Origin of the sequence: Dactylosporangium sp. NPDC000555 (assembly GCF_040300025.1) — a bacterium.
Classification (GTDB): domain Bacteria; phylum Actinomycetota; class Actinomycetes; order Mycobacteriales; family Micromonosporaceae; genus Dactylosporangium.
This window is the reverse complement of sequence record NZ_JBEPDB010000009.1, coordinates 19,705-34,616: the sequence shown is the minus strand read 5'-3', so window position 1 is coordinate 34,616 and position 14,912 is coordinate 19,705. Positions and strand designations below refer to the sequence as shown.

Here is a 14,912-nt window from a genome sequence, read left to right as displayed (position 1 = left end):
TCGGGCCGCCGGCGGAATGGGCGTCGACCGCCAGGGAGGGGATCACCAACCCATGCGCAAGCGTGTCGGATTGACCGCCTCCGTACTGCTCGTCGCAGCCACCCTGGTCGGCGTGCCCTTCCTCTGGGGCAGTGGCCTGCTCAGCACCTATTCGACCTACTCGGACACGGCCGAACCGGCGTCCGCGATCGCCGAGAGCCCGGTCGCGGACGAGGCCCCGGCCCGCAAGGCCGCCCCGGCCCCGCCCACCGCCTCGACGCTGCCACCGGCGCTGCTGCACCCCGCCCCCGTGACCGTCGACGCGACCGGGTTCTGGTCCTGGACCTTGCTGGACCGTCGCACCGGCGCGACGGTCGGTTCGGCGAACGCGAACACCGCGCAGCGAACCGCCTCGATGATCAAGGCCTGGCTGGCATCGGACTACCTGAGCCGCAACCCCAACCCGAGCCAGTCGAACCTGTCCCAGCTCAGCCTCATGATCCGCAGCAGCGACAACGCCGCCGCCTCCCACTTCTGGGGACTCAACGGCAAGTCCGCGAGCATCTCCCGCCTCGTACAGATCTGCGGCCTGACCGACTCGAAGGCCTACATCGATTGGGCCAGCACCCTGATTTCGGCCCGCGACGCGGCACGCATGGGCGCGTGCATCGGCGACGGCCGCGCGGCCGGCCCGGAGTGGACGGACTGGGTGCTCAACGAGATGCGCAACGTGGCGAAGGACCAGAAGTTCGGCATCGCGCCGGCGCTGCCGGCCGCGGAGCAGGCCTCGACCGCGGTGAAGAACGGCTGGATCGCCCGCAGCGACGACAAGTGGTATGTCAACTGCCTGGCGATCGGCACCGACTGGGTCCTGAGCGTGTTGACCGTATACCCGTCGTCGAAGGGCCAGGGCTACGGCGCGGGCATCTGCGAGAGCGTGGCCCGGCAACTCCAGGCCTGACCGTTTGCCCGGACAAGTCGGTCGCCGCGCGCCACGACCCGCCGAGAAGATCAGCCCTTGAAGAACGCCGGCCCGCCGTCCGGCAGCGGAGGCACCGCGCCGCGCGCCGCGGCCCGCCGGGCGAATTCGCGCACTCCGGCGACCTGGCGTTCGCCCAGGGAGAAGTCCAGCACGCGGAAGTAGGTCGCCAGCGTCTCGGCCGAGAGGGTCTCCCAGCGCGCCGCCGCGGCGGCCACCTCGTCCAGTTCCATGAGGCACAGTTCGCGCGAGCGCAGGAACGCTTCGTGCACGTCCTTGACCAGGCCGGGGTGCGCGGCGGCGAAGTCGCGGCGCACCGCCCACGCGGCGAACACCATCGGCAGGCCGGTCCACTCGCGCCAGGCCAGGCCCAGGTCGGTGACCTGCCAGCCGTGCTGCGGCGCGTCGTGCATCGCGCGCAGCGCCACGTCACCGATGATCACGGCGGCGTCGGCCTCGTCGAGCATGCGGGCCAGGTCGGGCGCGCTGTTGAAGTACTCGGGGCGCACGCCGACGCTGGACTCGAGGTACATCTGCGCCAGCAGTACGCCGGTGCGGGAGGTCGCGCCGAGCGCCACGCGCCGGCCGTCGAGCGACTCCAGCGGCAGCGTCGAAACGGCGTTGACGGACAGCACCGGCCCGTCGCTGCCGACCGCGAGGTCGGGCAGGAGCAGCAGGTCGTCGGCGTTGCGCAGGTATTCGACGAGCGAGATCGGGCCGATGTCGAGGTCCCCGGCGACGAGAGCGGCGTTGAGGCGCTCCGGCGAGTCCTTGAACAGATCGACATCGATCAGCGCGCCCGATCGCATCAGGCCCCAGTAGATGGGCAGGCAGTTCAGAAACTGGATGTGGCCCACGCGGGGCCGCTGCAATCCGGGCACACCGCCATCGTGCCCCAACCGGGGCCGCGCACACGGCCGGGGCGGCCATTTTCACAGCGGCTACCCTCGTGGGATGCGACGCCCCCTTGCTGTGCTCGGGCCTGCGCTCGCGCTGGCCCTGCTACTCGTGGCCGGTTGCGAACCCGCGACGCAGGTCGGCCACACGCCCGCCGCGGCGACCGATTCCGGCTCGCCGGACGTGGTGCGAAGCGCCGACGAAAGCCCGGCGCCGTCGCCGTCGTTCACCGGGCCGCTGTTCACGCCGACGCAGCCGGTGACGATGAACGTGAAGGGATACTGGTCGTGGGCCTACTACGACCACACGACCGACCAGATGTACGGCTCGACGCCGTACACCACGAGCGACACCGCCTCGATGGCGAAGGCCTGGGTGGCCGCCGACTGGCTGCGCCGCCAGGCCGAGCAGAAGAAGCAGCCCAGCAGCACCGCGCTCGCCGAGCTCAGCCGGATGATCCGCGACTCGGAGACGGAGAACACGTTCAAGTACCACGTCCAGAACGGCAACCTGACCTCGATCAAGCGCATGATCACGGTCTGCGGCCTGACCGAGACCACGGGCACCCAGAACTCCTGGAGCCTGACCCAGATGTCCGCCCGCGACGTGGCCCGGCTGGCCAAGTGCGTCGGCGACGGCCGCGCGGCCGGCCCGAAGTGGACCGACTGGCTGCTCAACGAGATGCGCAACGTGCGCGGCCCGGGCCGGTTCGGCCCGATCGAGGTGCTCCCGGCCGACATCCAGAAGACCACGGCGATCAAGAACGGCTGGCTGTCCCGCGACGACGGCCAGTGGCACATCGCGTGCATGGCCGTCGGCGAGGGCTGGAGCCTGGGCATCATGGCGCACTACCCGAGTTCCCTGGGCAAAGACTACGGAGTGAAGACCTGCCGCGAGGTGACGAAGCAGCTCCTGACGAGGCACTGAACGCCAACTGGCAATTTGTGACCCTTCAGACGATCAATTGCGCCGACTTTGCGCTTACCGTGATCGCGTGCGAGTACGAGGCTATGCTCCCGCGACGCCGTGTTGGGCGGTGCTGACCAGCGGCGACACCGCGGCCGCGGCGGCGTTCTACCGCGACCTCTTCGGCTGGACGACCACCGAGGCCGACGATGGCACCACACTCTTCCTGCTGCGCGACCTCGCCGTGGCCGGCCTCGCGCCGTCGCCCTCCGGGCAGTCGGCGTGGTTGACGTACATCTCGACGGAGGACGTCGACGCCACCGCGGGCCTGGTCGTCGAGGCCGGCGGCACGGTCCTGCAGCCCCCGGCCGAGGCTGGCACCCGGGGGCGAGCCGCGCTGTTCACCGACTCGGCCGGCGCGGCGTTCGGCGCCTGGCAGCGCGGCCGCTTCGCCGGCGCCCAGGTCCAGGACGAGCCCGGCACCGTCTGCTGGAGCGAGACGGTGACCCGGGACGTCCCGACCGCCGCCGCGTTCTACGGCAAGGTCTTCGGCTGGACCGAGCGCGATGGCACGTCGGACGCCATCCACGAGTACCACGACTGGGTCTCCGCGAACCGCGTGGTGGGCGGCGTGAGCCTGCTGGGCGACGAGTATCCGCCGGGCACCCCGCCGCACTGGCGCACGATCCTGTTGATCGACGACTGCGCGGGCTTCATGGCCCGCACCCCCGAACTCGGCGGAAGCGTCCTGGCCGGCCCGATCGACGCCGGCATCGGTCACGCGGCGTACCTCGTCGACCCGACCGGCGGCTCCTTCCTGGTCATCGAGATGCTGCCTGAGCTGCGCGCCCTGATGGCCTGAGCGGGACCGGCCCGGCCCGCGGGGGGCACGATCATCCCGGCGGGCCGGCCCCCATCGGGTGCGCCGACTGGTCTCGGCCCGGGCCGTTCGACTAGGTTTGGCCGGTCGATTCGAGGGGGTCCGATGGCGCAGTCGAACCCGCCGTCGTTCGGGCTGGACGAGTTCAGCCTGGACGACCGGATGCGGCTGTTCAGCTACGTCACGGCGGACAACCGGACGGCTTACCTCTGGGTTCTGCGGTCCCTTGACGCCGCCCGCTCCAGCTATCAGGTGGTCCTGCACACCTCCGAGGTGGCGTCCGCCATGGCGGGGCTTTCGGCGACCTACCCCGAGTGCCCGGACCCCGCCGGGCTGGAGCTTCCGCGGCTGCTCGATGCGCTCGTCGAGTGGGGTGTCCTGGATCGTGGGCAGGACGGTGCCCGCGCGGCGACGCTGGCGGAGTATCGCAATCGTCACTCGGTGTATCAATTCACCGAGGCCGGCTACCGCGCGCACCGGGCGGTGGAGTCGGTGCTCGCCGCGGGTGTCGGTGACAGTTCCCTCTCCCGGTTGGTCTTCGCCGACCTGCTCGCCGACCTCAAGGCGCTGGCCTCGGCGAACGCCGAAGGCGACGCGGAAGAGGTCTACCGCAAGCTCAGCCGGCTGGATCGCGCGCTGGCGGACATCGCCGAACGCGCCGCCCGCTTCTACCACATGCTGGGCGACCTCAGCCGCACGCCGGACGTGCGACCCGAGGCGTTCCTCGCGCACAAGGACGCGCTGCTGACACACCTGCGCGACTTCCACGACGAACTCCAGCGATACACGCCACGGTTGCGGGAGGCGGTCCACGAGGTGGAGGCCTCCGGGCTGGACCGTCTGGTCGAGGCGGCCGCCGAGGCGGATGAGCGGCTGTTCGCCACTCCGGCCGAGCGGCTCGACGACTGGCGTCGCCGCTGGGCCGGCCTCCGATCGTGGCTCGCGCCCCCGGGCGACGGGGCGCTCAGCGAGGCCGACCGGCTTGCCGGGGCGACGATGGCGGCGATCGGTGACGTGCTGGCCCTGCTGCGCCGGGTCACCGAGGCCCGCCGAGGTGGGGTCAGCCGCGAGTCGCAGCTGCGTCACCTCGCCGCGTGGTTCACCCGCGTCGGCTCCGTCGACGTCGCGCATGCCCTGTTCGACGTGGTTTTCGGTCTCGGCGCACCCCGCCATGTCGGTGTCGCCCATGCCGACCCGGAGCTCATCCCGACCCGCCTGTCATGGTGGGAGGCGCCACCGGTCGAGCTGTCCCGCACGCTGGTGGAGTTCGGCCGAGCGCCCGGACAGGGCAACGGCCGGCCGGCCCGGCTCGACCGGTCCCGTGGACAGCGCGACCGGCTTCGGGAACGGCAGCTCGCCGAGGAACGCCGCAGCGCGGCGGCCGCGGCGCGGCTCGTCGAGCAGCACTCCGGCGATGGCCCGGCGGCCGACGGGCCGGCGCTGGACGAACCGCAGACCGCGGTGTTACGCCGGCTGCTGGACGTGGCCTTATCGGCCCGGGCGGCCGGACGCGCCGACGCGCCGCTGGCCGCCGCGGCCTACGGGGTGCGGCTCACCCTCACACCCACACCGGGCCGCTTCACCACCGTGTTGACGACAACGGGGCGGCTGCACCTTGACGGATATGCGCTGAGCGTGTCGCCTGCGGAGCACACGGTGGCCAAGCGGGCCGATCCGGCGCCCGAGCTGGCGGTCGTGTCGTGAGGTTCGCGGCAGAGGTGTCCGAGCTGGACCTGGCCGATTACCAGCGGGCGGTACGACTCGTCCTGCGCCACCCGCTGATCACCCCGACCTACCCGGACGAGCGGGCGCTCGTGCGGGTCCGGCGGTTCGCCGCGGAGCTCCGCCGCGACCTCGCGGAGGCGTTCGGCTACCGGCTGGAACTGCACGGGTCGACCGCCCGGCTCGTGCGGACCGCTGACCAGCTCACTCCTGAGCGGCCGGCCACGAGCCGCACCGGCCGCCCGTTCGACCGCCAGCGCTACGCGTATCTCGCGCTCTGCCTGGCGGCGCTGGGCCGGGCCGGCATCCAGACCACGGTCAGCGAACTGGCCGACGCCGTTTCCGCCGACGCGAACCGGATCGGCGGCCTCGGACTCGATCCGGACTCCGCCGCCGATCGGCGCGCATTCGTCGACGCGGTGTCCTGGCTGGAGGAGCGGGGAGTGCTCCGGCTGGCCGACGGGTCGAGCGCGTCGTGGGTCAGCGATCCCACCGCTGGCGAGGCGCTCTACGACATCGCGCGCGACGCGCTGGTCGCGCTGTTCCACCCACCGCGGGTGTTGCAGCACGTCGACACCGTGACCGCGCTGCTGGAACGCCCGGCGACCACCAGCGGCAACGCCGAGCGGCGGGCGGCCGCGCAGGCCGCGCGCCGGGCCGTCGTCGAGTCGCCGATCGTGTATTTCGGCGACGTCGACGCCGCCGTCGCGAACCATCTGCGCGGCACGGCGCTGCCCGGCGACCTGCACCGGCTGACCGGCCTGCGGGTCGAGCGGCGCGCGGAGGGCGTGTTGCTCGTCGACACCCTCGGGTTCTCCGCGGAACGATTCCCCGGGACCGGTTCGGTGGCGCAGGCCGCGGTGCTGCTCGCGGTCGACCTGTCCGAGCGGGTGCTGGACCCGGACGGTCGGCGGGTCAGGCGGATGCCGGCGCCGGACCCCCGCGAGTGGCAGGCCGCGCTCGTGGCGGCCGCGGACGCCGGGCTGCCCGAGGCAACCAGGATGTTCGCGGACGACCAGGACCGCACCGGCGACGTCGACCGAACGGACGACACCGGCAACCCGGACACCGAGCCCGGGCGGCTGCCGTTCGTCACCGACAGCTTTCTGCGCGAGGCCGTCGCGGCGATCCTGGAGCGCTACGGCTCGGCCTTCGGGGCCGCCTGGCACGCCGACCGGGAGCGTCTTCATGTCGAAGCGGTCGAGCTGCTCGCGAGATTCGGCGCGGTGACGCCGGTGCCGGGCGGGGTGCTGGTCAGGCCGCTGATCGGACGGTACCGCGGAACGGTCGCCCGAGTACGCCAACGGACCCTCTTCTAGGAAGACGCAATGACCCGATTCACTCCGACCCGCGCCGGGATCATCAACCTGTGGGACTACCGCGACGAGGAGTTCATCTTCGTCGACGGCTGGCTCGTGCTGCGCGGTCCGAACGGGTCCGGCAAGACCAAGGCCCTCGAGGTGCTGTTCCCGTTCGTGCTCGACGGTCGGATCGAGCCGCGCCGACTCAACCCGTTCGCCGGCGAGGACCGCACGATGAAGTCGAACCTGCTGTACCGCGGACAGGAGACCGCGCACGGGTACGTCTGGATGGAGTTCGGCGACGGGGCCTCGTTCGTGACGATCGGCATCGGCCTTCGCGCGCACCGGCACAACGATCGAGTCACCCGGTGGCACTTCGTCGCCGACGGACGGATCGGCGTCGACCTGTCGCTGCTGGACGTCGAAGACCGGCCGGTGTCCCGCAAGGAGCTCATCGAGCAACTCGGCGCCGACGCGGTCCGGGACTCGACGGAGGAGTACCGCCAGCTGGTCGACGCGAGGCTGTTCGGTCTCGGTTCGGCCCGCTACGAGCAGCTGCTCGACCTGGTGCTGACCTTGCGCAAGCCGCAGCTGGCGAAGGACCTCAACCCGGCGGAGCTGTCCCGCACGCTCCAGCGCGGCCTCCGGCCCGTCGAGGATCATCTGCTCACCGAGGCCGCCCGGTCGTTCGACGACATGGAATCGGTGGCCCGCACGCTGGAGGGCCTGGTCGCGGCGGACGCCGCCACGTCCGCGTTCCTCGGCGTGTACGCCACCTACCTGCGCACCCACGCCCGCGCCGCCGCGGACGCGCTGACCACGCGACGCGCCGACGCCGACCGCCGTACCGAGGAACTGGCCCGGGCCGAGGCGACCTCCGAGGCGGCCGGGGAAGCGGCACGGACCGCGCTGCAGCAACTCCAGACCGCCGAGACGGAGCCCGGCCGGTTGCGCGCACACCTCGACCGATTGAAGAGCTCGGCCGCGTACCGCTCCCACGAACAGCTCGCCGACCTTGAGCGGCACGTCGACGACCTCGCCGGCGCGGCGCGTGACGCCGAGGCGGCCGTGCGCGTCGAGGAGGCCACCGAGCAGCGCCGGCGCGGCGAACGGGAACGGGCGGCCGTCGCGGCTCATGACGGCCGGGCGCTGGTGAGCCGGCTGGCTGACGAGGTCGCCACCGACGCTCACCTCGCCGGCATCGACTGGGGCGAGGGCGCCGCCGACGCCGACGGGCTGCCGGCCCGACTCGCCGCCCGGTCGACCGCCCGCCGCGACGACCTGCGCACCGTACGCGAGCACGTGACCCGGCTCGCCCAGGCCGACCGCGACCACGAGCGCGCCGCCGAGGCCGACCGCGCCGCTCGGGCGGCGTCGGACGACGCCGCGCTCGCCGAGTCGCAGGCCGCCGACGCGGTGGCGACCGCACACACCGCGCTGATCGACGACCTGCACACATGGGCTGCGCAGTGGACCGCGCTACTCGCCCAGCTCGGCGTGCCGGACCTGCCGGGTGCGCTCATCGACGCCGCCGCTCGGGTGCCGCTCAAGGACGTCTACGCCGAGGCCGTGACGGCCACGCTCGCCGGCCGCCGGGACACCCTTGCCGCACTGGCCGTCGAGCGCGCCGCGGTCGAGTCCGAGCATGCCGATGTCACCGCCGAACGCGCGCGGATCGCCGCCGAGCAGGATGATGCCCCGCCGCCGTCGACGACCCGCCCCGCGCGCCGCGACGGCCGTCCCGGCGCGCCGCTGTGGCGCCTGGTCCGCTTCACGGATGACGTGTCCGAGGCCGACGCGGCCGGCATCGAGGCGGCGCTGCACGCCGCGGGTCTCCTCGACGCCTGGTTGTACCCGTCCGCCGACAACACCACCGAAGCGCTCGACGCCGGCGTGGAGGACACCTACCTGAGCGCCGGCCAACCGGTCGATGGCCCCAGCCTGGCCGACGTGCTCGTCGCCGAGACCCAGGAGCACGTGGCCGCGGCCCGGATCGACGCGGTGCTGGCATCGGTCACGCTCGGCGACCTGTCCACCCGATCGGGCGTCGACACGACGGGCCGGTGGGCACAGGCGCACGGCGCCGGCCGCCTGAGCAAGGGCAGGTGCGAGTACATCGGGGCCACCGCACGGGCCACGCGCCGCGCCGCACGGCTCGCCGACTGCGACCGCCGGCTGCGTGCCCTCGAATCCGACCTGACCCGGCTCGACGGGGCACGCGCCGAGCTGCTCGACGTCATCGACCAGGCGGACCGCGCCGGCAAGGCCCTGCCGACCCTCGATCGGCTGCAGGCCGCCCAGCGCGACCACGATCGGACGGCCGCCGCGCTCGCGGTCCGCCGGGAAGCGGCCGTCGACGCGGCCGGGCGCCTCGACGCCGCGGTCGCCGTCCGGGCCTCGGCCGCGGTGGCGCTGCACCGGGCCGTCGCCGAGCGTTCCCTGCCCGTCGCGCAGCTCGAGGCCGTCGCCGAGGCAGTCACCCGGTTCGAGCGGGCCGGGCTGCGCCTCGAGGGCGCGCACCAGGCCGCGGCCACCGCCGCCGACCGGGCAGCCGAGGCCGGCGAGCGACACGAGGAAGCGGTCGATCGGCTCGCGGTCGCGCGGGCCGCGGCCACCACAGCCACCCGCCGGCACGGGGAGAAGGACGAAGAGCTGCGTACCCTGCGCAACGCCATCGGCGCGGAGGCGCAGCAGATCCTGGCCGAGGTCGCCAAGGCCGGCGAGGACATCGCCACCGCCGAGGAGGCCCTGGTCGCGGCCCGCGAGGCGTACACCGAGACGGTCCAGCAGCGCTCCGCCGCGCAGGCCAGGGTCGAGCTCGGCCAGCAGGCCGTCGCCACCGCGCTGCGGGAGGCGCGACAGGACGCGCTGCGGCTGCGGCCGTATGCCCGGCCCGACCTCTTGGGGCTGATCCGCTGCCCGACCCACCACCAGTGGCCGGCCGTCGATACCGCCGGCGACGAGCTCGACCCGGCCGTCGTCGCCCTGCACGAGGCGGTGCTGGCCGCCACCCGGGAGCTGACCCCGACCGAGACCTCCCTGAAGCAGAGCGCGACGCGCCTCACCACGGCGCTCGGCGAGCTGCAGGCACAGCTGCCGGCCGCCGGGCTCGACCATCGACCGGAGTGGGACACCGACGACGGCGTCATCGTCGTGCGCGTCGCCGACGAGCAGGGGCTGACGCCGGTCGCCCGATTCGCGGAACGGATCTCGGCGGACCGCCGTGACCAGGAGCAGCTGCTCACCGACGCCGAGCAGCGGGTCTTCGAAGACGCGCTGCTCGGCCAGCTCGCAGGGCAGATTCACCGGCGCACGATCGAGGCGCGAGACCTGGTCAGCGCGATGGACACGCAGATGCGGGCCCGGCGCATGTCCTCCGGGCTCACGGTCGGGGTCGGCTGGCGGCTCTCCGACGACCTCGACACCGAGCAACGCGAGATCTGCAAGCTGCTGGAACGGGATCCGGCGCGGCTCGGCCCCGCGCAGCTGACCTCGATGCGGCGACACTTCGCCGGCCGAATCAAGGCCGCCCGGTCCACCGCACCGGAGAAGCCCTACCGGGAGTTGCTGGCCGAGGTCCTCGACTATCGCCAATGGCGGGAGTTCGCATTCACCCTGCACCGGCCCGGCGGTACGACGGAACCGCTGACCCGCGCCCGGCACAGCCAGCTTTCCGGCGGCGAGCAGTCCGTGTCGCTGCACCTGCCGCTGTTCGCGGCCGCGAACGCGCTATTCGGCTCGGCCCGGCCCGACGCGCCGCGGCTGCTCGGCCTCGACGAGGCGTTCGCCGGTGTCGACGACAACGGCCGCGGCGAGCTGATGTCGCTCGCGAAGCAGTTCGACCTGGATCTGTTCATGACCGGCTACGACCTGTGGGCCACCCATCCGGCGGTGACCGGTGCCGCGCACTACGACCTGTCTCACTCCGCGGTCGACCACACGGTCTCCGCGGTGCTGCTGGTGTGGGACGGCGCGATGAATGTCGCCGACTTCGACGGCACCCTGGCGCGGGCGCTCGGCTCGCCGGAGACCCGGCATGCACCCGCCATCACCACCTGATCCGCTGACCACGCCGGCCTGGCGGCGTCTCCTCGACGCGGCACGCCGCAGCCTGGAGCGCACCGGCGGCAGCCTCGACGGCAACGTGTCGATCGCCGCACCCACCGACGACGAGCGGCTGGTCGTCATCGGCATCACCGGGGTGTACCGCCCGACCGGCGTGGCCCGGCTCACCGTGCGCCTGGCCGACCTCGACGCACACCTGCGGGCCGCCCACGGCGCCGGGCTCGTCGCGGTCCTCGGCCCGCTGCGCGACCGCCCCGGTGAGCGCAGGCGCGCCGGCGTCGAGCGCGACGCGCTGCTGAGCGTGGCGGCCGGCAGCCGTCACGCCGCGTCACCCTGGTACGAGGAATGGGTCGAAGGGATGCGGCGCGACGGCACCCTCACCCGGATCGCCCGCGGCGGCATCGACCTCCGGGCGGTCGTCACCGTCCTCGACGCCCTGCCCGCCGCCGAGGAGCCGATGCCCGCGTTCGCCGAGCGGCTGCTGGGCGACACCAAGGCGCTCGCTGATGGTCCCCTGCGCGGCCTGACGCTTCGCGCCCTGGCGTCCTGGCACCAGGTGCCCATGCCGGCCGGCGCCGAGGAAGAACGGGCACTTTGGGATCTGGCCGGCGTCGTCCCCGACGACCTCGCCAGCCAGGTTCTGGTGCTCAACGTCCCGGCCAGCGGCGGGCTGCTCGGCTCGTGGCTGACCGAGGCGGCCGCCGCGCGGGTCCCGGTGCGGGTGACACTGCACCAACTGCGGCTCACCCCGATCACGCTGACGTGCACGGAGGTCTTCGTCTGCGAGAATCCGGCGGTACTGCGGGCGGCGGTCGCCGCCACATCACGGCCGCTGATCTGCACCGAAGGCGTGCCGTCCACCGCCGTTCACGCGCTGCTCAGAGCCGCCGGACCGGACACGGCGATCCGATGGCGCAACGACTTCGACTGGACGGGAGTGCGGATCACCGGCGCCGCGCTCGCCCGCTACCCGACGGCCGTGCCGTGGCGCATGGACGCTGCCACGTACGCGGCCCACGCGGCGAGCGGCGTCGCGCTCGCCGGCACCTCGACCGCGACGCCGTGGGAGCCGACGCTCGCCGACATGATGATCCGCTCCGGCCGCGCCGTCATGGAAGAGCGGATCCTCCCGCTGCTGCTGCAGGACTTGTCGTCAAGTTAGCTGCTCCGCTCCCTGGGACTACGCGCGGAATCCGGCGCCGTCGAGTGTCTTGATCAGGGTCGGCCGGCGGCGGTGTCGTTCGCGGAAATCGGCCAGGTAGGCGGCGAACCGATCCTCCTGCCCGGCCGCCCGGCAGGCCGCCCGCAAGGCCGAGAGCAGCGGCAGCGCCCCACGGTACCGATGCCGGTCGCCGCTGTCGCGGACCTGCTCCTCGATGACGTCCTGGTACGGCTCGATCACGTCGGCCGGTTCGGTCGCGCTCCGCCGCTCGAGCAAGCCGAGCCAGCGCTGCCGGCCGAGCCGGTCGGCGTTCGCCCGGCCGATCGTCCAGGCTTCGCCGTGGGCACCGACCGCCGTCAGGACGTCGACCAGTTCGGACACGTAGAGCGGCTGCTCGGCGACGCGCTGCCGTAGCCGCTCGATCGCCGCCGATGTCGGGTCGGCGGCACCGGCCTGTACCGCGGTGCTCTCCCACGCCCGGAAGGTCTCGAGCGTCGGGCGCCGCTCGAACTCCGCCCGCCGTACCGCCAGCGCGGCCTCACTGTCGCCCTGTTCGAGCAGCAACGCCACCAGCGTGTCAAGGAGCTGGTCGGCATGCGGCCAGCCGGACTTTTCCGCCAGCCCGCGCCGCGCCCAGGCGATCGCCTCCACCGTCCGGCCGGCCGCGCACAGCGTGTCGACGATCCGCGCGTACTGCACCGCGCTGGTCAGATGCTCGGCCAGCACCTGGACGTGCCGGTCGATGTCGCCGGACACCTCGGCCAACTGCTCGCGCAGATCCCGGATCGCGAACAGTCCGGTCCATGACTCGGGATCCGCCGTCGCGGCCCGGTCGGCGACCAGCCGCTCGACCTCCGCCAGCCCGGGCGCACCGAGCGCCGGGGCGAAGTCGCGCAGCACGATCCGTGGCCAGCCCGGGCCGTCGCACTCGAGTTTCACGAGCCAGCCGGCGAGCCGCCTCGGGTTCTGGGGTGCGGCGATGCAGGCCTGCGCGTACAGCTCCATGATCTGCTGCAGGTCGTCGCCGACGACACCGGACGAGTCGTCCATGTACATCAGCGCGGTCGTCATCCGGTCGACCGCCTTGCGCAGCACAGGGACCACCGTCGCCGCGGCGCCGGCGTCGATCAGCGCCGCGCACCGGTCGGCCAGATCGCGGGCCGCCTGCGAATATTCACGCCGACCACGGTACGGATCCGTGCGGCGATCGCGACGAAGCCGATCGACCAACCCGGTCAGATCTTGGGTGCCAGTGTCCATGTGGATGTCGCGCTAGACCGTCCGTTTCGCAGATACGTTCCCGGTCCACGGTTGGGCCGAGCGCCAGCTGCGCTCCCAAAGAGCCTGCCTCAAACCGGCGCGGGTGCGCAAGGCTTGTCGCCCGCTCCCGCTGCTGCTCAGCGCTCTGGTGTAACGCACGCCCGCCCTGCCGCGCTCGTTCACGGACGTTGTGTTACAGCGCGACGTCGATCGGACAGTCCAACGGAAAGGTTCACCGTGAGACTATCTCGTCGCAAGGCACTGGCAGCCGCATCCGCCGCTGCCGTCGGTGCCGGGGTCCTGGCCGCCGCAGCGTTACCGACGCAGGCGCTGGCGGCAGGACCGGACAGCACGTACATCGTGCTCGCACCAAACGGTCAGTCAACGGCCCGAGCGGCAGACCGGATCGCCGCCGCCGGTGGCACGGTCGTCGCGAACTACAGCCAGATCGGCGTGCTCGTGGCCCGATCGACCAACCCGGCGTTCGCGACCGCGGTATCGGGTTCGGGCGTGGACGCCGTCGCGTCCACCGCGGGCCTCGGCACCGCGCTCGAGGACAGCGCGACCGTGGAGGTCGCCGACCCCTCCGCGCCGCAGGCCACCGGCGACCCGACCGGCGAGCCGCTCTTCGGCCAGCAGTGGGACATGGCGCAGATCGATGTTCCAAGGGCGCACAAGGTGACCACCGGCAGCCCGAACGTGGTCGTCGGGGTCCTCGACAGCGGTATCTCCAGCACTCACCCCGACCTCGCCACGCAGATCGCGAAGGACAAGAGCGCGTCCTGCGTCGGTGGCGTGGTCAACACCTCCGAGGCCGCCTGGAACCCGACCACATCCGACCACGGCACACACGTCGCCGGCACGATCGCCGCCGCCATCAACGGGATCGGCGTCGCCGGCGTGGCCCCGGGGGTGAAGGTCGCCTCCGTCAAGGTGGTCAACGACGACGGGTTCATCTACCCGGAGGCCGCGGTGTGCGGCTTCGTCTGGGCCGCCGACCACGGCATGCGGATCACCAATAACAGCTACTACATCGATCCGTGGGAGTTCAACTGCCGTAACGACGTGCGGCAGCGACCGGTCTGGATGGCCGTCCAGCGCGCGATCCGGTACTCGCAGAACAAGGGCGTGCTCAACGTCGCCTCCGCGGGAAACTCCAACGTCGACCTGCAGCACAAGTTCATCGACAGTGGCAGCCCGAACGACGGCAGCTTCCCGGTCGAGGATCGCACGATCACCGGCGCCTGCATCGACCTGCCGGCCGAGGCGCCCGGCGTGGTGACCGTGTCGGCGGTCGGTCCGACCCGGTCGAAGAGCTACTACTCGTCATACGGCCAGGGGGTCGTGAACGTCACGGCACCCGGTGGCGACGCCCGCTTCCGGACCCTCGGCGCCTCGTCGACGCCGACCGACGCCGTCCTGTCGACCACCTTCAACACGGCGACGAAGACCAACGGCTGGGGCTACAAGCAGGGCACGTCGATGGCCGGGCCGCACGCGGCCGGCGTCGCCGCACTGGCGCTCTCCGCCCACCCCAACATGCAGCCCGGGGCCCTGGCATCCTTCCTGGAGCGCACCGCCGACGCGCTGCCCTGCCCCAGCGGCGTGTACAACCCCGTTCCGCTCCTGCCGGGCTACGAGGCGACATGCTCGGGCGGGAACCGCAACGGCTTCTACGGTGCCGGTGAAATCAACGCGTACAACGTCGTGAGATAGCAGCGGCAGCACCACAGTGGGGGCGCCGGCCCACGAAGCCGGCGA

Annotated in this window: 10 protein-coding genes; 8 read left to right on the top strand and 2 right to left on the bottom strand. The window is 72.6% G+C overall.

All coding sequences use genetic code 11. The annotated features are described in order from the left end of the window. The first annotated feature begins 52 nt into the window (after window positions 1-52). Window positions 53-940, top strand: a complete 888-nt coding sequence (locus ABT297_RS08400; RefSeq protein ID WP_350546224.1) for a serine hydrolase — start codon at window positions 53-55, stop codon at window positions 938-940. Window positions 941-990: 50 nt separating this feature from the next. Here the strand turns inward: ABT297_RS08400 and ABT297_RS08395 are convergent, their stop codons facing one another. Beyond that, window positions 991-1,839, bottom strand: a complete 849-nt coding sequence (locus ABT297_RS08395; protein ID WP_350546221.1) for a menaquinone biosynthetic enzyme MqnA/MqnD family protein — start codon at window positions 1,837-1,839, stop codon at window positions 991-993. A gap of 73 nt (window positions 1,840-1,912) precedes the next feature. On the opposite strand from ABT297_RS08395, the gene ABT297_RS08390 reads away from it, so the two are divergent. From ABT297_RS08390 to ABT297_RS08365, 6 genes are all read left to right on the top strand, one after another. After that, window positions 1,913-2,782: a hypothetical protein gene (locus tag ABT297_RS08390; protein ID WP_350546219.1), complete on the top strand. Its 870-nt coding sequence runs from the start codon at window positions 1,913-1,915 to the stop codon at window positions 2,780-2,782. 67 nt (window positions 2,783-2,849) lie between these two features. Further along, a complete protein-coding gene (locus tag ABT297_RS08385) occupies window positions 2,850-3,623 on the top strand; it encodes a VOC family protein (protein WP_350546216.1) in 774 nt (257 codons plus the stop codon). Window positions 3,624-3,746: 123 nt separating this feature from the next. Then, window positions 3,747-5,345, top strand: a complete 1,599-nt coding sequence (locus ABT297_RS08380) for a TIGR02677 family protein (protein WP_350546213.1) — start codon at window positions 3,747-3,749, stop codon at window positions 5,343-5,345. Further along, entirely contained in the window at window positions 5,342-6,682 is a 1,341-nt protein-coding gene (locus ABT297_RS08375; protein WP_350546210.1) for a TIGR02678 family protein, read from the top strand. Before ABT297_RS08380 ends, ABT297_RS08375 begins: the two co-directional genes overlap by 4 nt. A 9-nt stretch (window positions 6,683-6,691) precedes the next feature. Further along, window positions 6,692-10,723 carry a TIGR02680 family protein gene (locus ABT297_RS08370; protein WP_350546207.1) on the top strand — a complete coding sequence of 1,344 codons (4,032 nt, stop codon included), beginning with the start codon at window positions 6,692-6,694 and terminating at the stop codon, window positions 10,721-10,723. Next, window positions 10,701-11,891, top strand: a complete 1,191-nt coding sequence (locus ABT297_RS08365) for a TIGR02679 domain-containing protein (protein WP_350546205.1) — start codon at window positions 10,701-10,703, stop codon at window positions 11,889-11,891. The genes ABT297_RS08370 and ABT297_RS08365 overlap by 23 nt, the downstream gene beginning before the upstream one ends. 18 nt (window positions 11,892-11,909) lie before the next feature. Here ABT297_RS08365 and ABT297_RS08360 read toward each other — a convergent pair whose 3' ends face one another. Further along, on the bottom strand, window positions 11,910-12,986 hold the full coding sequence (locus ABT297_RS08360) for a hypothetical protein (protein ID WP_350546202.1): 1,077 nt from the start codon (window positions 12,984-12,986) through the stop codon (window positions 11,910-11,912). A gap of 402 nt (window positions 12,987-13,388) precedes the next feature. Between ABT297_RS08360 and ABT297_RS08355 the strand changes: the two genes are divergently transcribed. Continuing rightward, complete coding sequence (locus ABT297_RS08355; RefSeq protein WP_350546199.1) at window positions 13,389-14,867, top strand: S8 family peptidase; 1,479 nt, start codon at window positions 13,389-13,391, stop codon at window positions 14,865-14,867. Window positions 14,868-14,912 lie beyond the last annotated feature (45 nt).